Source organism: Pseudomonas rhizosphaerae (assembly GCF_000761155.1).
GTDB lineage: Bacteria > Pseudomonadota > Gammaproteobacteria > Pseudomonadales > Pseudomonadaceae > Aquipseudomonas > Aquipseudomonas rhizosphaerae.
Window position 1 is genome coordinate 3,535,351 of sequence record NZ_CP009533.1, and the last position, 22,875, is coordinate 3,558,225.

A 22,875-nucleotide genomic window follows, 5' to 3' on the forward strand; every position below is an offset into this window, starting at 1 on the left:
GCCGCTGTGGCTCGAACAGCGGCACGCGGTAGTGGCCAGCAATGTGCTATGAACGACTGGCGGGTCAGAGAGTCTGTTCCATTGACTTGGCCGATTTCGATGGAAGGGATTCATGCACGAGCGGGTGAAAAGCGCTCCCGGCACACAGCCCCGCCTGCTGTGCCTGTGGCTTCTGGCGGCGACGCTGTTGTGCGCCGGCCGTGAAGCCGTGGCGCTGGACCGCTTCCAGGTCGAGGGTTATCTGCTGCCCAATGGCCTGCAACTGTTGCTCAAGCCTGGCGACGAGCGCGCCCATGTGTCGATCCGCCTAGTCGTTGGAGTAGGGTTCGACGACTTCTCCTGCACCGATCAAGAACTGCCCCACCTGCTCGAGCATCTGCTGTTCAGTGGTATCGACGAGCATGGCGAAGGCGGTCTCGAAGAGCGCATGCAAGCCTTGGGCGGCGAATGGAATGCGTTCACCAGCAGTGCCGACACCACGTTCGTGATCGAAGCACCCGCGCGCAATCAGCGCAAGGTGCTCGACCTGCTGCTGGCTGCCGTCACCCAGACCGTCATCGACGAAAAAGCCCTCGCCAGTGCCAAGCGCATCATCGAGCACGAAGACGGCGGACATCACTCCCATCTGCAACGGTTGCTCGACAAGCCCACCCAGAACGACGTCAGCAGTCAGCTGGCTGTCGAACTGGGGCTCAAGTGCCCGCAGGCGGCCGAGGTCGCCGACCTGACCCTGGAGCAGGTGCGTGAGGTGCGGCAGAACTGGTATGCGCCGAACAACATGAGCCTGATCGTGGTGGGGGGCCTGGACAAACTGTTGCCGGCTTATCTGGAGCGTACCTGGGGTGCGCTGGATGCGGTCGAGCCCAGCGATCATCAAGACCTGCGTTCCGTCACCCACGAAGCCGAGCCCCAGGCCGAAGCAATACGCGGTTGGCTGGGCGACAACGCCACACTGCACCTGTATTTCCTCGAGCCAGTGCTGGACACCGCGCACCCGGCCACCCTGGACCTGCTGCAGAGCTATCTGGAGTGGGAGCTGTACCGCGAGCTGCGGCTTGCCCATGGATTGTCGTACGGGCCTTGGGTCGCACGCGAGTCGTATGGCGACAGCGGCCTGCTGAGCCTGAACGCCGATGTCGACCTGGCCGATATCGGTCAGACCGGCCTGGTCATGGGGCAGATGATCGCGCGCTTGCGCGAGGAGGGGGTGGACCCGGCGACGTTCAAGCGTCTCAAGAACCTGGCGATCACCCGGCAGGCGTGGGCGGCTCAAGGCAACATTGCCTTGGCCGACTACTATTGGGGAGCACTGGCTGACTACACCGATGGCCGCTTCGCCAGTCCCGCGCGGCAGTTGGGGCAAGTTACCCTGGACGACGCCAATACGGCTTTGCGCCAGCTGGTGAGCCAACCGGGGTATATACGGGTGGAAAAACCCCTGCTCAGCTACGACCAGCTCTATCAGATCGCCTGGGCGGTATTGATCGGCCTGGCGGCCGTGCTGGTTGGCTTGATGCTATGGCGCCGACGCGCCAGGGGACGCTGAACCCTTCAGACCAGAACCTTGGTTGTCGTTCGATTGCCTTTTCATGTGGAAGACCATGCCGTACTTCGTTCAGCGCCTCATCGACCTTATCAAACGCTACCCGGGAGTGATCGCCCTGGGCGGTTTCCTGTCCGGGATCGGCAGCTTCGTACTGGTCGATCGGCAAGCGGGGCTGGCCAGTTGGATCGCCGTGGGGATGCTGCTGACCTGGGTCTGGCTGATGCTGGAGAACACCTTCACCCAGCTGTTCACACGCGTGTTCAAGCGTGAGATACCGACGCCGGTGCTGCGCTACGCCACGCAGATGATCCACCAGGAAAGCCTGTTCTTCGTTCTGCCTTTCTTCTACATCACCACCACGTGGAACAGCGGCCAGTGGGTGTTCACCGGCTTGCTGACCCTGGCCGGACTGGTGTCGATCATCGATCCGCTGTACTACAAATGGGTCGCGCCCAGACGCTGGCTGTTCATGGCGTTGCATACCTTTACGCTGTTCGCGGCGCTGCTCACGGCGCTGCCGATCATCCTGCATCTGACCACCGATGAAAGTTTCAAGCTGGCGCTGGCCACGGCCATGTTGCTGGCGTTTCCAAGCCTCGCCGTGAGTATCCCGATCAACAATTGGCGCCGGGGCGTGGCGCTGGTACTGGCGACGCTGATGATCGGCGGCGCGGGCTGGCTGCTGCGCTCCTGGGTGCCGCCGGCCACGCTATGGCTGACCGAGGTTGCGGTGACCATCGAACTGGACAACCGCAGCCGCACCCACGGTGAAAGCCTGGAGACGGTCAGCGCGGCGCAAATGCGCAGCAGTGGCCTGTATGCCTATACCGCAATCAATGCGCCGCGTGGGCTGGATGAACGTATCTACCATGTGTGGCAGCACAACGGTAAGGAAGTCGACCGCATCGCCCTGGACATCCACGGCGGGCGCAAGGAGGGTTACCGCGCCTGGACCCACAAGCAGAATTTCCCCGGTGACGTCGCGGGGAGATGGCAGGTGCGGGTGCTGACCGAAGATGGCCAGATCGTCGGCGTGTTGCGCTTCAAGGTAACCGACGATGCCACTCAGGCGGCAGTGGCGCCGAAGAACCAGTAGCACACGATAATGGCCGCAATCACGCCGGCCAGGTCCGCCAATAGCGCACAGCCCACGGCATGGCGAGCGCGCTGGATGCCTACGGCGCCGAAATACACGGCCAGCACATAGAAGGTGGTTTCGGTACTGCCCTGGATGGTGGCCGCGACCAAGGCTGCGAAGCTGTCCACGCCGTGGGACTGCATGGTTTCGATCAGCATCGCCCGTGCTGCACTGCCGGAGAACGGCTTGACCAGTGCGGTTGGCAGGGCGTCGACGAAGCGGGTGTCCATGCCCAGCCATTGGACCAGATGGCGAATGCCGTCCAGGCCAAGCTCCAGAGCGCCGGAAGCGCGCAGCACGCCGACCGCACAGAGCATGGCGACCAGATAGGGCAGCAGGCTCTTGGCGACGTCGAAACCTTCCTTGGCGCCCTCGACGAATGCTTCGTAGACTTGCACCTTGCGCAGCGCCCCGATGGCCAGAAAGAGGATGATCAAGCCGAACAGGGTGAGGTTGCCCAGAATCGACGACAGCCCTGCCAGGGCGGTAGCCGACAGGGTGCCCAGGAATGCCATGAACAGGCCCAGCAGCAGCGCACCGGGAATCAGGTAGGCCAGCACGACTGGATCCCAGAGCCGCAGGCGCTGCATCACCGCCACTGCGAGCAGGCCGACGAGTGTGCCGGCAGAGGTGGCCAGCAGGATCGGCAGGAACACCAGGGTCGGGTCGACGGCACCTTGCTGGGCGCGGTACATGAAGATCGACACCGGCAGCAGGGTCAGCGACGAGGCGTTGAGCACCAGGAAGAGGATCTGCGCGTTGCTCGCGGTGGTGGCGCTGGGGTTGAGTTCCTGCAGCGAGCGCATGGCCTTGAGGCCAATGGGCGTCGCAGCGTTGTCCAGGCCAAGGCCGTTGGCGGCGAAGTTCATGGTGATCAGACCCAGGGCCGGATGCCCGCGCGGGACCTCGGGCATCAGCCGGCTGAACAACGGCCCGAGGATCTTGGCCAGCCAATCGACGATGCCGGCCTTTTCGGCGATCTTCAGGAAGCCCAGCCAGAGGGTGAGGGTACCGAACAACAGGACCATGACTTCCACCGACAGCTTGGCCATGGCGAACAGGCTTTCGACCATGGCTGCGAAAATGCCGGCGTTGCCCCCCACCAGCCATTGGCCAAAGGCCGAGATCGCGGCGATCAGAAAGAAGCTGAGCCACAGGCCGTTCAGCATGGGTATTCCCTCATTCGAAGATGCGCGGATGATAGCCCAAAGCGAGGTTGGATTCTGCCCCGCAGGGCAGCGTGGTGTGTCAGGGTTTTCGCGTGAGGCCGGACGCGGCTTGCACCGCTGCTACAGGGTGATGTAGCAGCGGCGCGAGCCGCGTCAGGGGGCGACGCGGTCCTTGCTGCGCCAGTGCGGCAGGGAGTTCCAGTAGCGCTCGCCCTTGGCGTCGTCGTACATGCCTTCCCAGCGCGAGATCACCAGCACGGCCAAGGCGTTGCCGATCACGTTGAGCGCGGTGCGGGCCATGTCCATGATGCGGTCGACGCCGGCGATGAAGGCCAGGCCTTCGAGGGGAATGCCGACGCTGCCCAAGGTGGCCAGCAACACCACGAACGACACGCCTGGCACCCCGGCAATCCCTTTGGAGGTGACCATCAAGGTCAGCACCAGCATCAATTGTTGCCCGATCGACAGGTCGATGCCGTACAGCTGGGCAATGAACAGCGCAGCAATGCTTTGATAAAGGGTCGAGCCATCGAGGTTGAACGAGTACCCGGTCGGTACCACGAAGCTGCTGATGGCCTTCGGCGCGCCATAGGCTTCCATCTTCTCGATCACCCGCGGCAGGACGGTTTCCGAACTGGCGGTGGAATACGCCAGCACCAGGTCATCCTTGAAGATCCGGAACAGCTTGAAGACCGAGAAGCCGAACAGGCGTGCGATCAGGCCCAGCACGACGATGGCGAAGAACAGGATCGCCACGTAGACCAGTACCACCAGCTTGGCCAGGGGCAGCAGCGACGCGAAGCCGAAGTTGGCGACCGTTACGGCAATCAGCGCGAAGACGCCGATAGGGGCGTAGTTCATGATCATGTGGGTGACCTTGAACATGGTTTCCGACACGCCCTGGAAGACTTTCACCAAGGGCTCGCGGGTCTCGCTCGGCAGGCTCGACAGGCCCAGGCCGAACAGCACCGAGAAAAAGATGATCGGCAGCATGTCGCCGCGCACGATCGAGGCGAACACATTGGAGGGAATCAGGTTGAGCAGGGTGGCCACGAACGCATGGTCATGCTGCACTTCGACCGTGGTTTTCTGATACTGGGAAATGTCCACGGTACCCAGGGTACTCATGTCGATACCCAACCCGGGCTGGAACAGATTGGCCAGGCCCAGGCCGACCAAGATGGCAATCGTCGTTACCACTTCGAAATAAAGGATGGTCTTCACGCCGATGCGACCCAGCTTTTTCGCATCGCCTACGCCGGCTATCCCTACGATCAGCGAAGAGATCACAATGGGGATCACGATCATTTTGATCAGGCGGATGAAGATATCGCCTGCAGGCTGCAGGATGTTGCTGATCCACCAGGCCTTCTCGGCACTGAAGTGATTGAGCAATGCACCCAAGGCGATGCCCAGTACCAGGCCGATGAGTATCTGCCAAGCGAGGCTCAGTTTTGCCTTCTTCATGTCGTTACCCTTTTTCCAAGTCAACTCGTGAGAGCCGCCCGAAAACCAGGCAGCCCTCCGTAGAGGCTTCGCCGCCCATAGCGAAGCGCTTTGGCGAACGAAAAAAGGCGCAACTATTCCGATGCGTTGCGGCAGCGTCTAATGCCGGAAACGACTACCCTATGCAAGATCGGCATAATGTAATTGAGTGGGTTTTCCAGCCGAAAGTCTTCGTTCGGATAGGCGACCTCTCATGGCGAGCGATTCTGGGGTTCTACTCAGGCAACACGGGGGGAATGACTTCAAGTGTTCGAGAAACCGAACAGGGGAATAGGAATGTGCATAAAAGATGAAACAAGATGGAAGGCAGCTCAATGCTACGCGTAGAAGCTGTATGGGAAGCTCTATGAATAGGCTTCGCGATCGATAGGCTCTGCGCAAGCCGGGGTACGTAATGATCGTACACCGCTTGCGCAGCAGCTGTTGCCTGACCCGGCCCGGTTCGGAGGTCCTCCCTGTACCCCTAGGTCACTCCGAACCAGCTGCATTCAGAACAACCCGACCCCTTGGTCATGATCGGCACCTTCTGAGTGCCGAGCATTCGGGCCGGGTTAACCTGGCCCAATCTGTAGATCGATGATGCATGACTGCACCCACGCAAAACGCCACGAGGGGTCAATACCAGTTGGGATCTTTCTTCAACTGTTCCATGAGCATCTGTTGCATGCCTTCATCAGGCTTTCCGAGAAAGCGAAAGGTGGCGTGACGCGAAGGTGACTTGTCCGTAGGCAGGCCAGCGGGTACCTGGACATACAATGCGTAGGCATCTTCCTTGTCCAGACTCACGGCTACCAACAAGCGTCCGCTCTTGCAGCTCTCGGCGGTTTCACACAATGGACCGGCCAGATAGTTATCACCGTCTTCGGAGACGGCAGTCATCTGTTCTGGCGAGTGACCTGACAGGTTGATGATCCAGTCCGGTAAACGCTCCTCGGATTGGACCACTGACTGCCAAGTGTCGCGGTATTCGGTGCTCGAGCCTAAAAGGCCGCTGACTCGAGCCTGACCGTCGTTGGCGGCCACCGCCATGGTGCTGCCAAACAGCGACAGCGCCATGGCCATACCCTTGAAGGTCATGCAGGTCATGGTCAGCCTCGACCGCGACGGCCGAAAATGAACGAAACCACGAACAATACCAGGAAGACTACGAACAGGATCTTGGCGATGCCTGCCGCGGTGCCGGCGATACCACCGAAGCCCAGAACGGCGGCGATGATGGCGATGATCAGGAATGTGACTGCCCAACTCAGCATGGTGTATCTCCTTTACGATTTGTCGTGTTTGATCGGTCGATCGAATGCGTTACCAGTACCTCAGAACACCCAACTGCGAATGTGTTCAACCGGTTCACTTGCTTGTACGCGTTCGATGTTTCCGGATTGGCGATGACCCACCCAATGAGCGCTGGCAGGATTGAGGTGAGCGGTGTCCACCAGACGCTCCTGAGGTGGCAGAAGAAGCTCCTGCTGCTGGGAGGAAGCCCAGTTCGCATACTGCTGAACCGCCAGCATTGTCACGAGCGCAGCCAGCACCACAAACAATGCTTGGCGCATCGATTGGGACAGGGCGAACGCTTGAGCAGCTTGGGGACGGTTCATGGGGAAGCTCCTTGCACTTGAGTAGCGACTGTAGATGTGTTCTCAAGACAGATATTGCAGCCTGCATGCCAATCTTCTTATCTGATAAATTCCTTATAAATCAAAAGCTTATTTAAGAGTCGATCACGCTTTGGGTAGCAACCTGCACGATGGACATCCAATGGGTCGGGCTATTTGCACGATCAGATTATCGGCTTGGATACTTTCAGCAGATCGGCGTCCACACCACGAACGCCGCGAATGTTGCGCGCCACTTCTACCGCAAGGGTTTTTTGCTCGGAACTGGAGACATCGCCTTTGAGCGTCACCATGCCGGTGCGCGTCTCGACGTCGATGCTCAGGCCGTCCAGATCGCGATTCAGCAGCAGGCTCGCCTTGATCTTGCTGGTGACCCACGTATCGCTCAAGGCCTCCTCGGTTTTCTTGGCCTGGGTTTCAGCGCGGGTGGTTGCCGTATCCGCTGCACCCAGGCTGATGAGGTTGTTCACTTGATAAACGCCATCAGTATTGGTGGCCAGTGTGCCAGCGAGCTGCTTGGCATCCGCGGTCTGTGCTTGGCCCTTGAGCGTAACGACACCGTCGGCAGTGGTGACCACGATGTCCAGTGCTTGCGTACTGGTGTTCCACAGCAACTTGGACTTGATGATTGCCGTGAGGGTGGCGTCTTCGAGGTGCTGGGCGAACTGCTGTCGCTGATTGACGTGCTCGACCAGTTCCGGATTCACGGTCAGACGGTTATCGACCTTGCCGATGCCTTGAGTGTTGAGTGCCACTTGCTCGGCGAGCTCGCGATCGACCTCATCCTCCACGGCGCCGGTCAGGATAGCTGTGCCGTCATTGACCTCCACGCCGAACTCGAAGCCGTTGAGTTGGCGATTCAAGGCCAATGCTGTCCAGATCGAGCCCTCCTGACGCGCCGCTTGCAGTTGCTGCTCGAGACTGCCGGGAGTGGCCGCCGTGGCCAGTGAAGACAGGCCTACCAGACCTGCGATAACGCTCGCCAGGGTGAGTCGTTTTATACCGTGCATTCGTGTGCTCCTCCGATTCAAGACAAACCATCGGTAGCGCAAGGCACATGCCAAACTTTTTTCCTGCTAAAAGCTCAGACATTTCATACAGTTAGAAATGTAATGAGCTAATAGCTACCATGCAGCCTGCCGAATCAATCAGAATTGACCATGCAAGCTGCCCGATTTTTCCGGGACTAACCAAGAAATTTCTCTGAGGAGCGTAGGAACATGGAATCTGGCACGGAGCATAAGGGCCGCATTCTGCTGGTCGACGATGAGTCCGCCATCCTGCGTACCTTTCGCTATTGCCTGGAAGACGAGGGCTACAGCGTGGCGACGGCCAATAGCGCCCATCAGGCAGATACGCTGATGCAGCGCCAGGTATTCGACCTGTGCTTCCTCGACTTGCGCCTTGGCGAAGACAACGGCCTGGACGTGTTGGCCCAGATGCGCGTGCAGGCGCCGTGGATGCGCGTGGTGATCGTCACCGCACATTCGGCGGTGGACACCGCGGTTGATGCGATCCAGGCCGGGGCCGCTGACTATCTGGTCAAGCCCTGCAGCCCCGATCAACTGCGTCTGGCAACCGCCAAGCAGTTGGAAGTACGCCAGTTGTCGGCACGGCTCGAAGCCCTCGAGGGCGAGGTCCGCAAGCCCAAGGACGGTCTGGACTCGCACAGCCCGGCGATGATGGTCGTACTGGAAACCGCGCGCCAAGTAGCGGTCACCGACGCCAACATCCTGATTCTGGGCGAATCAGGTACCGGCAAGGGCGAACTGGCACGGGCCATCCATGGCTGGAGCAAGCGCGCCAAGAAAAGCTGCGTGACCATCAATTGTCCGTCCCTGACGGCCGAGTTGATGGAAAGCGAGCTGTTCGGCCACAGCCGCGGCGCGTTCACCGGCGCCAGTGAAAGCACCCTTGGGCGAGTCAACCAAGCCGATGGCGGCACCTTGTTTCTTGACGAGATCGGCGACTTTCCCCTGACTCTGCAACCCAAGTTGCTGCGTTTCATCCAAGACAAGGAATACGAGCGGGTCGGTGACCCGGTAACGCGGCGCGCCGACGTGCGCATCCTGGCGGCGACCAACCTCAACCTCGAAGACATGGTCCGCGAAGGTCGTTTTCGTGAGGACCTGCTGTATCGCCTGAACGTGATTACCCTGCACCTGCCACCGCTGCGCGAGCGCAGTGAAGACATTCTTACCCTGGCCGACCGCTTTCTGGCGCGCTTCGTCAAGGAATACGCGCGGCCCGCGCGTGGCTTCAGCGAGGAAGCCCGCGCGGCGCTGCTCAACTACCGCTGGCCGGGTAACATCCGCGAACTGCGCAACGTGATCGAACGGGCCAGCATCATCTGTCCCCAGGAGCGCGTCGAGGTCAGCCATCTGGGCATGGCCGAGCAGCCTGCCAACAACGCACCGCGCATCGGTGCCGCGCTGAGCCTGGACGAATTGGAAAAGGCTCACATCGGCGCCGTTCTGGCCACCAGCGACACCCTGGATCAAGCCGCCAAGACCCTGGGGATCGATGCGTCGACGCTTTACCGCAAACGCAAACAGTACAACCTATGAAGCTGGCCATGAAGCTGCATACCCGACTGTTTCTCAGCATATCGGCGCTGATTACCGTCGCGTTGCTGGGTTTGGTCCTGGGTCTGGTGACCGTGATGCAAATGGCTGCCTCGCAGGAGAGCATGCTGCGCAGCCATTTCACCACACTGGATTTGGGGCTCAAGATGCGCCAGAACCTGGGTGATCAGCTGATCATGATGCTCGACCCGCAGCCCGATGCTGCTGGCATCGAACAGGCACAGGGGCAGCTCAAGGCATTGCTCGACGAGGGCATCGCGCACGAACAAAGCCACAGTGCCCACTATGGGTTTCTACAGTCTGCCGAGCACTTCCAGGCTTTCGTCGAGCAATACCGCGCCACGGCCTCGCAACACCTGCCGTTGAGTCACAACCCACCCTTGAGCCAGGCATTCAATACCCTGCGCACGGGGCTGATCGACTCCTACAAGGGCACCTTGGAAAGCATCAGTGCGCTGGAGCACGAGTCCCACCAACGGGCGATGTGGGTGTCGGGCTTGCTCGGGCTGGTGGGTCTGGCGGTGCTGATCGTCGGTTACTTCACGGCGCACGGTATCGCGCGGCGCTTCGGTGGGCCCATCGAAGCCTTGGCCAAGGCCGCGGACGACATCAGTCAAGGCAACTACGATGTGCAGCTGCCGGTTTCTCCGGCGGCCGAACTGAACCGGCTGGCCAGCCGTTTCGGTACCATGGCCCACGCACTGCGCCAGCACCAGGCGACCAACGTCGATGAGCTTCGCGCCGGCCAGCAGCGTCTGCAGGCGGTGCTGGACAGCATCGACGACGGCCTGCTGATGATCGACCGGCAAGGCCATCTGGAGCACTTGAACCCGGTTGCACAACGCCAGTTGGGTTGGGAAGACCATCGCCTGGGCTTGGGTCTGGGCGAGGCACTGGGCAGGCCGGACCTGGACGAGCAGCTGAATCTGATCCTGCGCGGCGGCAGCATGGAGCGCGCGCTGGACGACCTGAGCTTCGAGGTCGACGGCGAGACGCGGCTGCTGTCGTACAGCCTGACTCCGGTGACCCATACCCAAGGCAATATTCTTGGGGCAGTCATGGTGCTGCACGATGTGACCGAACAGCGTGCCTTCGCCCGCGTGCGCAGCGAGTTCGTCTTGCGTGCCTCCCATGAGCTGCGTACGCCGGTAACAGGCATGCACATGGCCTTCGGGTTGTTTCAGGAGCGTGTGCATTTCCCCGAGCAGAGCCGCGAGGCCGATCTGCTGATGACGGTGAACGAAGAGATGCAGCGCTTGATGCAGTTGATCAACGACCTGCTCAACTTCTCGCGCTATCAGAATGGTCTGCAGAAATTGGTCCTGGCACCTTGTGCGCTGGATGATCTGTTGCAGCGCGCCTACGAGCGCTTCGCCAGCCGCGCCCATGAGCTGGGCATCGAGCTGACCATCGAACTGGCCGAAGGGCTGCCACGCCTGCACGTGGATGCCGGGCAACTGGACCGAGTCCTGGACAACTTGCTGGAAAATGCGCTGCGACACACGTCGGAAAACGGCCATATCCGCTTACAGGCCCGTCGGCATGCCGACCGGGTGATCATCAGCGTCGAAGACAACGGCGAGGGCATCGCCTATGGTCAGCAAGGGCGGATCTTCGAGCCTTTCGTCCAGGTGGGACGCAAGAAGGGCGGCGCTGGTCTGGGCCTGGCCCTGTGCAAGGAAATCGTGCAGCTGCACGGTGGGCGCATGGGTGTTTATTCAAGACCGGGGCAAGGCACGCAGTTCTACATGACCCTGTCGGTCTAGACCCGGCCGATCCAGCTGGGCGGCCTGGGTGCTGCGTGCACTCAGGCTTCGTCACCGGCGCGCCGACCCGCACGGCGTCGGCCCTTGGTGATCAGTTCCTTGAACTGGCGGGCATTCAACGCCTGGGCGAACAACCAGCCCTGACCATAGTCGACGCCCTCGCTCTCGAGCAGCAGCGCCTGGGCTTCGTGCTCGATGCCTTCGGCGATCACCCGCAGATCCAGGGCATGGGCCATGCGAATGATATGGGGCGCCACGCCACTGCTTTCGACGTCATCGCCCAGGGCGTCGATGAACGCCTTGTCGATCTTCAGGCAGTCCACGGGCAAGCTCTGCAGGTAGGCCAGGCTGCAGTAACCGGTACCGAAGTCATCGATCAATACCGTGTGGCCCACGTCGCGAAGAGCCTGGAGGTTTTCACGGGCCACGTCGACGTCGATCAGGGACCGCTCGGTGACCTCGAACGCGATCTGTTCGGGCGCCACTCGATAGATGGACAGCAGCCGGGCCACCACCTCACCGATGCGCGGCACGGTGACATCACATGCCGCCAGGTTCACCGAAATGTACAGGTGCGGGTTGGCCCGCAACAGATGACTGAGCTGCTCCAGCGACTGTTGCAGGACGAAGTCGGTGATCTGGCGGATCTGCCCGCTGTGCTCGGCTAACGGAATGAACAGCTCCGGACTGGTGAGCGTGCCGTCGGGGCGGCGCCAGCGCACCAACGCCTCGGCACCGACGCAGCGACGATTGCTCAGATCGAAGATCGGCTGGTAGAGCACTTGCAGTTCGCCGCGACGCAACGCGCCATGCAACTCGCCGCCCATCGAGCGGCGCTGGGTGATCAGTTGCAATACCAGCCAGCCAATGCACAGGGCCACTACCAGGCTGACGGGGAACAATAGCCACAGCGGGGTGTTGAACAGGGGCAGTTCCTTGCTGCGTGGAGCGATCAGCACCAGCTGGAAATCAGGGGACTTGGTCGACATGCGGTAGATCAGCCGGTCCGACGTCACCTGCAGGGCATCGACCGCGTCGGCACGCCAGCCCGACGCTGGCGGCCATGGCTGCTCGGAGCCAAGCACCGGGATCGCCCGACGTCCCTGGTCGAGTACCACCAGCAGGCTGCCGCCGGCAGGCAGATCGACCACATCGCTCAGATGCCCTCGGGACGTCGATACCCGGAACGGCCCGCGCCCCAACATCAATGCAGCCCAGTTGTCGTTGCGCTGGGTGGTGGTGTTGAGCCAATAGCTGTAGGTGGAGCCCTGGATGTCCGGTGGTCGGCCCAGGCTGGCGACGTCCTTGCCGCGGCGATTGGAGCAGCGCTGGGCGCCGTCGATGAACGCCGCTTCGAAAACGAAGCGGTTGTCGAAACCGATCTTCTCCAGGGCATCCATCATCTGCGGGCCGCAATGGCGCACCGGTTGCGCCTGCAAGGCATCGACCCCCTCGCGCAACTGACCGAAGACCTGCTCCAGGCGGACCAGAAAGCGTTCGCCGCTGGCATTCATCTGCTGCCGTTCGCTGAGCTGAACTTGATGCATGATCAGCGCGAAACTGGCCGCGAACAGCAACAATGCGCTGGCCAGCGCGGCAAGCATGGCCAGCGCCCAGGGGCGGTACAGCAGACTGCGGAGCTGGGGGAAAACGGCGGCCATCGAGAATCATCCAGTCGGGGGCATCAATGTATAGCAACAAGATGGCGATTGGCCCGCGCTTTCGGCCCTATCGACGTGAAATCCGTGGTTACTGACTGTTGAGCGCCTGCAGGATCGCGGCGCTTTGCGCATCGGGCTCGCCGTCGAAGCGTTGCGGCCGGAAATGCATCTGGAAGGCTGCGATCACATGCCGCGTGGCGACGTCCAACTCGCCGCTCTGGACCACTTCGTAACCCAATCGGGCCAGTTGCTGTTGATACCACGCGATGCTGGGTGGGCTGACCTGGAACCGCGCCTGATTGCGTGCTACCGCCTGCGCATTGGGCCAGATGCCCAAGCCGTGCTCGGCCAGGCGCTGCCAGGGAAACATCGGCCCCGGATCGGTCTTGCGCAGTGGGGCAATGTCGCTGTGGCCGATGATGTTGCGCGGGGCGATGCCGTTGCGCTGAACGATGTCCTTGAGCAGCGCGATCACGGCCTGGATCTGCGCCTCGCTGTAGGGGTACCAGACACGACCGCTGGGGGTGTCCTTGTAACCGGGGTTGACGATTTCGATGCCGATGGAGCTGGAGTTGAGCCAGGTGCGGCCGTCCCACTGGCTCTGGCCGGCATGCCAGGCGCGGCGGCTCTCGTCCACCAGCTGGTAGACGGTGGCCGGCTCGTCGCCGATCAGGTAGTGGCTGCTGACTTCACCGTGGGTCAGCAACTGCAACGAACGCGGCAAATCCGCCGAGGTGTAGTGCAGCACCACGAACTGCACGCGGTTGTCTTGGTTCGCGGAGGGGTAACTGCGGTCGATGCTCAAGCCATTGGAGCAACCGGCCAGCACCAGCAAGGAAAGGGCGACAAGGAACAACTTCATAGGAATGCCATATGCAGGTTGTAGGAAAAGAGCGTGAGCATAGCCTAGCGGGTTGTCCCGATTCAGCTGGCATGCGGGACGCCACGTTGCCAAATGTTGCCTGTTACGGTCGAGGACGCTTCAGGGAGCCTGTTCGATCTGGTTGCGTCCGGCTTCCTTGGCGCGATACAGCGCCTGATCCGCACGCTTGAGTACCTGACTGGCATTCTCTCCAGGCTTGAACACCGCCACGCCGGCTGACAGGGTCACGGTGACGCGCTCGCCCTTGAAATGGAAAGGACATTGCTCCACCGCAGCGCGCAGACGTTCGAGCAGGCGGCTGCCACCGCTCAAGTCGCTGCCTGGCATCAGCAGGGCGAACTCCTCGCCACCGAAGCGGGCGATGAAATCGTCGCCACGCAGCCCCTTGCGCAGGACGTTGGCGATGATTTTCAGGACCTTATCGCCGGCCTGATGGCCATAGGTGTCGTTGATCGACTTGAAGTGGTCCAGATCCAGGATGGCCAGCAGCAGGCTAGCACCGGTTTGTTGCAGGCGCCCATGTTCAAGGGCCAGCCGCTCGCTCCAGGCGGCCCTATTGGGCAAGCCGGTGAGCGGGTCGAGCAACGCCTTGTTGCGCTGCTGTTCGAGCTTGTCGCGGTAATCGAGCGCTTCACGCTCCATGCTCGTCACGCGCTCGCCCAGGCCTTGCAGACGTGCGGCGATTTCCGCTTCGCGTGCTTCGCGCTGCACGCGGTGCTGCTCCATGCTGGCCAGCAGCCTTTCCAGACGGCCTTCCAGCACCTGCTTGAGGCCATCGATATCGACGGCGCCGCGCATGCTGGTCTGCAGGCCGTCGACGTGCTCGCGCAGCACGTCGTCCAAGGCCAGGGCGGCGCTGCGCGAGTCGGCATGGTCGCCGTGGGTGAGCTGCAACTGGCGCTGGAAGTTTTCCAGACGCTGGTTGAGCTGCTGCAGGTAGCGTTCGAACTCCTGCTGGCTGCCGTCGTTGACGGCCAGCATCAACACGGCGAGTTCATCCAGTACCGGCAACAGCTCGTACCAGTTCAGCCCGCGCTGGATGCGCGCATGCATGGCCTGGGCCTGGGCCATGTAGCGCTCGGGCAGGGTCAGCTCGCTGAGCAGCTCGAGCAGGGTGGTTTCGATATGGCTGGCGACGCTGCTGTAGGGCGGCTCCAGGCTGGCGGGCAAGGCGTAGAACGCGTGCTCGTCGGTTGGGATGCTGTCGAGCACCTGCACGGCTTCGGTGGGCGCTTCGGACGTCTTGACGACGAAGGACGACGCCAAGGCATCGACGTCGCTGGCCGCAGGCTCGGGTTCGGGTTCGGGTTCGGGTTCGGGTTCGGGCTCGACGGTGACAGAGCTACTCGCTGGCGGCATCGGAGCGGATTCAATGTGTGGCACAGGAACGGGAACGGGAACAGGAACAGGCTCGGCGACGAATGGCAGCGAACCCGGATGTACGTCCGATTCTGCAGCGGCAGGTTGCGCAGCCACGCTTGGCACCGGCGGCACATCTTGTGGCTGCACAGGCTGCGCGGACTGCTCAGGCTGAATGGGGCTAGGGTCGCCAGGCTCGGGACTGCCAAACAAACGCTGCAACAAACCTGCGCGCTGCGCTCGCAGCGGACGGTCCAGGGTATTGAGCGCCTGTTCCTGCAAACCGCTCAGTTCGCTGAGCAGCAAGGGCATCTCGCGCGCTTGACCTGCGCGTTCCTCCAGGCCATGGGCGAGCTTTTTCAACGGCTTGCTGATGTCGCGCGGCAGCGGCAGCGACTGCAACTGGGTCACCAGCGCCCCCAGGGCACTGCCCACTTGCTGGACACGGGACTGCCGACGCTTTTCGGATTCGAGGACGGCGATTTCCAGCCGCGGGATCAGCGCCGCCAGACGGGCATCCATGTCGTCGCCACGCAGCACTTCGCGCATTTCCTTCATGCACTCGTCCACGGCTCGATCGCTGCCTTCAGCCGCCAGGCTGCTGCGCACCAGGCCACGGCGCAGCAGGTCGAGACGAGCGTTCCAGCGCCGCTCGAGTTTTTCCTGCTGGTCGATGCTGTGCAGGTATTTCTCTTTCCAGCGCTGGGTGTCGTCGCTCATGGCAAGGGCTGCTCGTTGACCTGCAGCTCACACCTACCCGCGATGGGCGCGCTGCGAAAACGTCGTATCGCGGGGGGCGCCGCCTACTTGGCAGCGCGTTCCTTGGCGATCAGCTGATCGGCCACGTTCAGCGTCTGCTCAGGACCACCGGCGGTACCCAGATCGAAGCGGTACTTGCCGTTGACGATCATGGTTGGGACGCCGGAGATTTCATACTTCTTGGCCAATTCCTTGGCTTTGGCAATCTGACCCTTGATGGCGAACGAGTTGAAGGTCTGCAGGAATTTTTCCTTGTCCACACCCTGGGTGACGAGGAAATCAGCCATGTCTTCAGGCTTCACCAGGGGCTTGTGTTCCTTCTGGATGGCGTTGAACACCGCGTTGTGGACCTCGTGCTCCACGCCCATGGCTTCCAGGGTCAGGAACAGCTGGCCGTGGGCATCCCATGGGCCGCCGAACATGGCGGGAATGCGGACGAAATTGACGTCGGCCGGCAGCTTCTCGACCCAAGGGTTGATGGTCGGTTCGAACGCGTAGCAGTGTGGGCAGCCGTACCAGAACATTTCGACGACTTCGATCTTGCCGGGCTCGGCCACGGCAACGGGGCTGTTCAGTTGAACGTAGGTCTTGCCGGCTTCCAGCGGCACATCCGCCGCCTGAGCGGTGACGCCCATGGCACTGGCGACAACGAGGAAGGCGCCGAAAATCAGATTACGCATGCGTGACTCCTGAGCAGTTCGTACATTTTCATACAGGGGACGGATCGGTGACGGCACCAGACCTGCCTGATCGAGGTGGCTAGTGTAACGGCAGTGATGTCAAAAAAGGGTAGGCGGCGAGGGCCTTGACGCTAATTTCATCGCGCAATAGATGTAACCAGGCGTAAGCAGCCTGCGGATGGCGGGCGCGTGGCTCACGCTCGACCCGGCCAGGGTCGGCATTGGCGCAGTGCCTGGATATCAACGCAGTGCCTGGATATAGGCGGCCAGGGCCGCGATGTCGTCGTCGTTCAGTTTGGCCGCAATCCGATGCATGATCGGCGCCGCAGCGTCGTCACCCTGACGGAAATCGGTCAAGCGCTTGATGAGGTAGGGTGCGTGCTGCCCGCCCAGCCGGGGAAAGCCGGCCAGCGCAGCGCCGGCGCCGTCCGGGCTATGGCAACCGCTGCAGGCGGGCAGCCCCAGAGCAAGATCGCCTCCACGATAGAGGTCCTGACCACGCCGCGGCGCGGCGGCCTGGGCTTCGCCAGGGGTCGGCTTCTGGCTGGCGTACCAGGTGGCGATATCGAGCAGATCCTGATCGCCGAGCTCGGTCAGCATGCCGGCCATCTCCGGGACTACGCGGCGGTCCTCTCGGATGTCCAGCAACTGCTGGTTCAGGTAGCGCTCGCCCTGGCCGGCCAGCGTCGGAAAGATCGGCACCAGGCTGTTGCCATTCGGACCGTGGCACGCTGCGCAGAGGGTCGTCAGCGGCTGCCCTCGGGCGCTGTCGCCAACCAGGCCGGCCGCACTCGTCGCGCCGCTGGCCAACAGGGCGCAGAGCAGGCCCATCACACGTATCGCGCTCATCGACGGATCCCATCAGGGTTAGGTTCGCAGGCTGACGCAGCGTACGGCAGGCCCGGGCGCATTATGCCTGTACGCACGCCATTGCCGGCAAAATCACCCACATATTGCCCAGCCCTATATACTTCGCTGCATCGTTCTTGCGGCCCCTGCATCGGGCCCTGCCTCTACCGGAAATCACATGCAACTCAAAAACCCGATCCTGGGCCTGTGCCAACAGGCTACCTTTTCGCTCAGTGCCGCCAAGGTCGACCAGTGCCCCGACGACGAAGGGTTCGAAGTCGCGTTCGCCGGCCGTTCCAACGCCGGCAAGTCCAGCGCCTTGAACACCCTGACCCACGCCAGCCTGGCGCGCACGTCGAAAACCCCAGGGCGCACACAACTGCTCAACTTCTTCAACCTGGACGAAGAACGCCGCCTGGTCGACTTGCCCGGCTATGGCTACGCCAAGGTGCCGATCCCGCTCAAGCAGCACTGGCAGCGCCACCTGGAAGCGTATCTGGGCAGCCGGGAAAGCCTCAAGGGGCTGATTCTGATGATGGACATCCGCCATCCGATGACCGACTTCGACCTGTTGATGCTGGACTGGTCGGTGGCCAGCCACATGCCTATGCACATCCTGCTGACCAAGGCCGACAAGCTGACCTACGGTGCGGCCAAGAATACCCTGCTCAAGGTTCAGGCCGAGATCCGCAAGGGTTGGGGTGACGCCGTCAGCATCCAGTTGTTCTCCGCGCCCAAGCGCCTGGGCCTGGAAGACGCCTACACGGTGCTTGCGCGCTGGATGGAGCTGCCGGACAAGGACAGCGCCGAGGCCTGAACAGAAAATCCAGGCAAAAAAAACCCCGGACTTCGTATGGGGAGGGGGAAGTCTGGGGCTCAAGGTCCGAACCGCTGAGGGTCCGGATATCTGCCAACACTTAACACAACATAGGAGCATCGAAAGGCTTCACTAGCCAATCCCGATATCTGACTGGGAATGGCCGGGGGAGTTCCTTCGCAGATGCAAACTATTTGCGATAACTCGTTGGTTTCATGTGAAGTTCAGGGTTTCATGATTGCTGGCATTAGGCCGGGTCTGTTCGCGGCCACTGACCGCTCCTACGAGAAACAGGTCTGTTCGCGGCCACTGACCGCTCCTACGGGAAACAGGTCTGTAGGAGCGGCCGACACGGTGTCGAATCAGTGCGCCTCGTCCCAGTTCGAACCCACGCCCACTTCCACCAGCAGGGGTACGTCGAGCTGCGCAGCGCCGCTCATATGCGGACGAATCTCAGTGCCGATCTGCTCGACCAGGTCTTCACGCACTTCCAGCACCAGTTCATCGTGCACTTGCAGGATGACCCGCGCATCCAGCCCGCTGTCGGCCAGCCAGGTATCCACGGCGACCATGGCGCGCTTGATGATGTCCGCCGCCGTACCCTGCATCGGGGCGTTGATCGCGGTGCGTTCGGCACCCCGACGCAGGGCCGGGTTCTTCGCATTGATGTCCGGCACATACAGACGACGGCCGAACAAGGTCTCGACGAAGCCCTGCTCGGCGGCCTGGGCGCGGGTGCGCTCCATGTACTCGAGCACGCCGGGGTACTGGGCGAAGTAGCGATCGATGTAGGCCTGCGATTGCTTGCGGTCGACACCGATCTGCTTGGCCAGGCCGAACGCGCTCATGCCGTAGATCAGACCGAAGTTGATCGCCTTGGCGCTGCGCCGCTGGTCGGTAGTGACCTGGGCCAGCTCGACACCGAACACTTCGGCCGCCGTGGCCCGGTGCACATCCAGATCGTTCTGGAAGGCATGCAGCAGGCCTTCGTCCTTGGCCAGGTGGGCCATGATGCGCAGCTCGATCTGCGAGTAGTCGGCAGCCAGCAGGCGATACCCGGGCGCGGCGATGAACGCCTGACGGATGCGTCGGCCTTCGGCAGTGCGAATCGGGATGTTCTGCAGGTTCGGATCACTGGACGACAGGCGCCCGGTGGCGGCGACCGCCTGATGGTACGAGGTATGGATGCGCCCGGTGCGCGGGTTGATCTGCTCGGGCAGGCGGTCGGTGTAGGTGCTCTTGAGCTTGCTCATCGAGCGGTACTGCATCAGCACCTTGGGCAGCGGGTAATCCTGCTCGGCCAATTCGGCGAGCACCGCTTCGGCTGTGGAAGCCTGGCCCTTGGCCGTCTTGGAGATGATCGGCAGGCCGAGCTTCTCGTACAGGATCACACCCAACTGTTTGGGCGAACCCAGATTGAATTCCTCACCGGCGATCTCGAATGCTTCGCGCTCCAGAGCGACCATCTTTTCGCCCAGCTCCACGCTCTGGATACCCAGCAGCTTGGCATCGACCAGTGCGCCCTGGCGCTCGATACGCGCCAGCACCGGGACCAGCGGCATTTCGATGTCTTGCAGCACCGGCATCAGGCTGGGGACGGCGTCCAGCTTGGCCTGGAACAGCTGGTGCAGGCGCAGGGTGATGTCGGCGTCTTCGGCGGCGTAGGGGCCAGCCTGCTCCAGGGCGATCTGGTCGAAGGTCAGCTGCTTGGCGCCCTTGCCGGCGATGTCGGCGAACTTGATGGTGGTGTGGTTCAGGTACTTGAAGGCCAGGCTGTCCATGTCGTGCCGCGTCGCGGTGGAGTCGAGCACGTAGGATTCGAGCATCGTGTCGAAGGCCACGCCGCGAACCTCGATGCCGTTTTCCTGCACACCGCCAATGGCACAGTTGGCCAGGATGTTCATGTCGTACTTGGCGTGCTGCCCGACCTTGAGCTTGCGCGGGTCTTCGAGCAGCGGCTTGAGCGCCAGCAGTACGGTGTCGCGGTCGAGCTGCTCGGGCACGCCCATGTAGGAATGGGTCAGCGGAATGTAGGCCGCTTCATGGGGCTCAACCGCGAAGGAGATGCCCACCAGCTGCGCGCGCTGTGCGTCCAGGCCGGTGGTCTCGGTGTCGAAGGCGAACAGGCTGGCCTGTTCGAGCTTCTCCAGCCACACATCGAAGCGGGCCTGGTCGAGGATCGTCTCGTAGCGCACTTCAATGGCGGCCACCGGCTCCTGCACCGGGGCCAGCTCCTCGCCAGCGCGGCGGGCGTCGCGCTCGACGTCTTCGATCCAGCTGCGGAATTCCAGCTCAGTGTAGATTTCCACCAGCGCGTCACGATCCGGTTCGCTGCACATCAGTTGATCGACTTCGACGTCCAGCGGCACGTCGATCTTGATGGTCGCCAGTTCGTACGACAGGAAGGCCATCGCCCGATGCTCTTCCAGCTTGGCTGGCAATGACTTGGCACCGCGAATGGCCAGGGCCGGGACCTTGTCGAGGTTCTCGTAGAGTTCCTTGAGGCCGCCACCGATGCCGGTCAGCAGGCCCTGGGCGGTTTTCTCGCCCACGCCTGGAACACCGGGAATGTTGTCGACCTTGTCGCCCATCAAAGCCAGGAAGTCGATGATGTGCTCGGGGCCGACGCCAAATTTCTCCTTGACCCCGGGGATGTCCAGCACGCTGCCGGTCATGGTGTTGACCAGCGTGATGTGGCCATCGACCAGCTGCGCCATGTCCTTGTCACCAGTGGAAATGACCACCGGCCGGTCGGCGGCCGCGCTGCTGCGGGCCAGGGTGCCGATCACGTCGTCCGCCTCGACATTGTCCACGCACAGCAACGGATAGCCCAGCGCGCGGACCGCCGCGTGCAGCGGCTCGACCTGCACCCGCAGGTCGTCGGGCATGCTCGGCCGATTGGCCTTGTAGTCGCCGTACAGGGCGTCGCGAAAAGTCCCGCCCTTGGCGTCGAAGACCACTGCGAAAGGGCTGTCCGGATACTGCCGACGCAGGCTTTTGAGCATGTTCAGCACGCCCTTCACGGCACCTGTGGGCATGCCCTTGGAGGTGGCCAGCGGCGGCAATGCGTGGAATGCGCGGTACAAGTAGGAAGAACCGTCCACCAGGACGAGAGGAGCTTTGCTCATGAGCAGAATCAACCTTTTCGGCGAGCCCGGCGTTAGAATGCCCCGAGCTATGACAACAAGAACCGTGTCAACAACATCTGTGACAACAAAGGGACAAGGTTATCATGCGCAACGTAAAACGCCTGTTGCTTGCGACTCTGCTGCTCGGCAGCCCGCTGATGACCCAGGCTGCGGACGACGCGCCTTCGGCCGATCCGGACGTGACCATTCGCCAGGACGGCGACAAGACCATCCAGGAGTACCGCCAGAACGGCTTCCTGTACGCCATCAAGATCACCCCGAAGCACGGCAAGCCGTACTTCCTGGTGCGCGCCGATGGCACCGATGACAATTTCATCCGCTCCGACCAGCCGGACATGTTGATCCCGGCCTGGAAGATCTTCGAGTGGTGAGGCTGTAATTTTCAATTCAACCGGGCGCTGCCCCTTGCGGCGCCAGTATGGGCAAATCTACGACATGTCTGTGTTTACACCCTTGACCCGCGCCGAGCTCGAAACCTTTCTGGCCCCCTATGGCCTTGGCCGTCTGCGCGACTTCCAGGGGATTGCCGCGGGTACCGAGAACAGCAACTTCTTCATCAGCCTGGAGCAGGGTGAATACGTACTGACGCTGGTCGAGCGCGGGCCGTCCCAGGATTTGCCGTTCTTCATCGAGCTGCTCGACGTGCTGCACGATGCGCAGCTGTCGGTGCCCTATGCACTGCGCACCACCGACGGGGTAGCGCTGCGCACCCTCGCCGGCAAGCCGGCCCTGTTGCAACCGCGTCTGGACGGCCGCCACGTGCAGGCGCCGAACAACCAGCACTGCGTGCAGGTGGGCGAGCTGCTGGGGCACATTCACACGGCGACCCTGGACGCACCGCTGGTACGTCGGACCGACCGTGGCCTGGACTGGATGTTGGAGGAGGGTGAGAAGCTGGTCACCGGCCTCGACGCGGCGGCTGCCGCATTGCTGCGTCCAGCCCTGGCCGAGATCCAGGCGCATCACGCGCAGATCCTGGCGCTGCCGCAGGCCAACCTGCACGGCGATCTGTTCCGTGACAACGTGATGTTCGAAGGCACGCACCTGACCGGCGTGATCGACTTCTACAATGCCTGCTCGGGGCCGATGCTCTACGACCTGGCGATCACCGTGAACGACTGGTGCTCGGACGAGCAGGGTGCGCTGGATGCGCCACGGGCGCGGGCGTTGCTGGGTGCCTATGCGGCGCTGCGGCCGTTCACCGCAGCCGAAGCGCAGCTCTGGCCGCTGATGTTGCGCGTGGCCTGTGTGCGCTTCTGGCTGTCACGCCTGATCGCAGCGCAGTCGTTTGCCGGGATGGACGTGTTGATTCACGACCCCAAGGAGTTTCAGGATCGCTTGGGGTTGCGGCAGAAGGTTGGGGTGGCGTTGCCGTTTGCTTTTTAGGGCTTG

19 protein-coding genes are annotated in these 22,875 nt (G+C 62.1%); 7 read left to right on the forward strand and 12 right to left on the reverse strand.

From position 1 onward, the window contains the following. Positions 1 to 112: 112 nt before the first annotated feature. Positions 113 to 1,546, forward strand: a complete 1,434-nt coding sequence (locus tag LT40_RS15615; protein ID WP_148308569.1) for a M16 family metallopeptidase — start codon at positions 113 to 115, stop codon at positions 1,544 to 1,546. A 55-nt stretch (positions 1,547 to 1,601) separates the two neighbouring features. Next, positions 1,602 to 2,642, forward strand: a complete 1,041-nt coding sequence (locus LT40_RS15620; protein WP_043193742.1) for a DUF5924 family protein — start codon at positions 1,602 to 1,604, stop codon at positions 2,640 to 2,642. On the opposite strand, the gene LT40_RS15625 is transcribed toward LT40_RS15620, so the two are convergent. From LT40_RS15625 to LT40_RS15650, 6 genes are all read right to left on the reverse strand, one after another. After that, positions 2,612 to 3,853 (reverse strand): nucleoside recognition domain-containing protein, encoded by a 1,242-nt coding sequence (locus LT40_RS15625; protein ID WP_043191893.1) that lies wholly within the window; start codon positions 3,851 to 3,853, stop codon positions 2,612 to 2,614. The genes LT40_RS15620 and LT40_RS15625 overlap by 31 nt on opposite strands. 153 nt (positions 3,854 to 4,006) lie before the next feature. Beyond that, a complete protein-coding gene (gltP, locus tag LT40_RS15630; protein ID WP_043191895.1) occupies positions 4,007 to 5,320 on the reverse strand; it encodes a glutamate/aspartate:proton symporter GltP in 1,314 nt (437 codons plus the stop codon). 654 nt (positions 5,321 to 5,974) lie between these two features. Further along, the gene (locus LT40_RS15635) at positions 5,975 to 6,445 is read right to left on the reverse strand and encodes an inhibitor of vertebrate lysozyme family protein (protein ID WP_043191897.1); all 471 of its coding nucleotides are present in this window, start codon (positions 6,443 to 6,445) and stop codon (positions 5,975 to 5,977) included. A 2-nt stretch (positions 6,446 to 6,447) separates the two neighbouring features. Continuing rightward, positions 6,448 to 6,612, reverse strand: coding sequence for a DUF1328 domain-containing protein (locus LT40_RS21360; RefSeq protein ID WP_043191899.1), 165 nt, complete (start codon positions 6,610 to 6,612; stop codon positions 6,448 to 6,450). A 60-nt stretch (positions 6,613 to 6,672) separates the two neighbouring features. Further along, a complete protein-coding gene (locus tag LT40_RS15645) occupies positions 6,673 to 6,957 on the reverse strand; it encodes a hypothetical protein (RefSeq protein WP_043191901.1) in 285 nt (94 codons plus the stop codon). A gap of 182 nt (positions 6,958 to 7,139) precedes the next feature. Further along, positions 7,140 to 7,985, reverse strand: a complete 846-nt coding sequence (locus LT40_RS15650) for a BON domain-containing protein (RefSeq protein WP_043191903.1) — start codon at positions 7,983 to 7,985, stop codon at positions 7,140 to 7,142. Positions 7,986 to 8,195: 210 nt separating this feature from the next. Between LT40_RS15650 and algB the strand changes: the two genes are divergently transcribed. After that, positions 8,196 to 9,542: a sigma-54-dependent response regulator transcription factor AlgB gene (algB, locus tag LT40_RS15655; protein ID WP_043191905.1), complete on the forward strand. Its 1,347-nt coding sequence runs from the start codon at positions 8,196 to 8,198 to the stop codon at positions 9,540 to 9,542. Continuing rightward, on the forward strand, positions 9,539 to 11,326 hold the full coding sequence (locus tag LT40_RS15660) for a KinB sensor domain-containing domain (protein WP_043191908.1): 1,788 nt from the start codon (positions 9,539 to 9,541) through the stop codon (positions 11,324 to 11,326). Before algB ends, LT40_RS15660 begins: the two co-directional genes overlap by 4 nt. A gap of 41 nt (positions 11,327 to 11,367) precedes the next feature. On the opposite strand, the gene LT40_RS15665 is transcribed toward LT40_RS15660, so the two are convergent. From LT40_RS15665 to LT40_RS15685, 5 genes are all read right to left on the reverse strand, one after another. Beyond that, a complete protein-coding gene (locus tag LT40_RS15665; RefSeq protein ID WP_043191910.1) occupies positions 11,368 to 12,987 on the reverse strand; it encodes an EAL domain-containing protein in 1,620 nt (539 codons plus the stop codon). Between the two features lie 88 nt (positions 12,988 to 13,075). Continuing rightward, on the reverse strand, positions 13,076 to 13,849 hold the full coding sequence (locus LT40_RS15670) for an N-acetylmuramoyl-L-alanine amidase (RefSeq protein WP_043191911.1): 774 nt from the start codon (positions 13,847 to 13,849) through the stop codon (positions 13,076 to 13,078). Positions 13,850 to 13,969: 120 nt separating this feature from the next. Then, positions 13,970 to 15,949, reverse strand: coding sequence for a diguanylate cyclase (locus tag LT40_RS15675; RefSeq protein WP_043191913.1), 1,980 nt, complete (start codon positions 15,947 to 15,949; stop codon positions 13,970 to 13,972). 83 nt (positions 15,950 to 16,032) lie between these two features. Further along, the gene (locus LT40_RS15680) at positions 16,033 to 16,668 is read right to left on the reverse strand and encodes a thiol:disulfide interchange protein DsbA/DsbL (RefSeq protein ID WP_043191915.1); all 636 of its coding nucleotides are present in this window, start codon (positions 16,666 to 16,668) and stop codon (positions 16,033 to 16,035) included. Between the two features lie 240 nt (positions 16,669 to 16,908). Next, positions 16,909 to 17,517, reverse strand: a complete 609-nt coding sequence (locus LT40_RS15685; RefSeq protein WP_043191917.1) for a c-type cytochrome — start codon at positions 17,515 to 17,517, stop codon at positions 16,909 to 16,911. Between the two features lie 178 nt (positions 17,518 to 17,695). Between LT40_RS15685 and yihA the strand changes: the two genes are divergently transcribed. Next, the gene (gene yihA / locus LT40_RS15690) at positions 17,696 to 18,334 is read left to right on the forward strand and encodes a ribosome biogenesis GTP-binding protein YihA/YsxC (RefSeq protein WP_043191920.1); all 639 of its coding nucleotides are present in this window, start codon (positions 17,696 to 17,698) and stop codon (positions 18,332 to 18,334) included. A gap of 362 nt (positions 18,335 to 18,696) precedes the next feature. Here yihA and polA read toward each other — a convergent pair whose 3' ends face one another. Further along, positions 18,697 to 21,462, reverse strand: a complete 2,766-nt coding sequence (gene polA / locus LT40_RS15695) for a DNA polymerase I (RefSeq protein WP_043191922.1) — start codon at positions 21,460 to 21,462, stop codon at positions 18,697 to 18,699. Positions 21,463 to 21,566: 104 nt separating this feature from the next. On the opposite strand from polA, the gene LT40_RS15700 reads away from it, so the two are divergent. Then, entirely contained in the window at positions 21,567 to 21,854 is a 288-nt protein-coding gene (locus LT40_RS15700) for a DUF2782 domain-containing protein (protein ID WP_043191924.1), read from the forward strand. Between the two features lie 64 nt (positions 21,855 to 21,918). Beyond that, entirely contained in the window at positions 21,919 to 22,869 is a 951-nt protein-coding gene (locus tag LT40_RS15705; protein ID WP_043193743.1) for a homoserine kinase, read from the forward strand. Positions 22,870 to 22,875 lie beyond the last annotated feature (6 nt).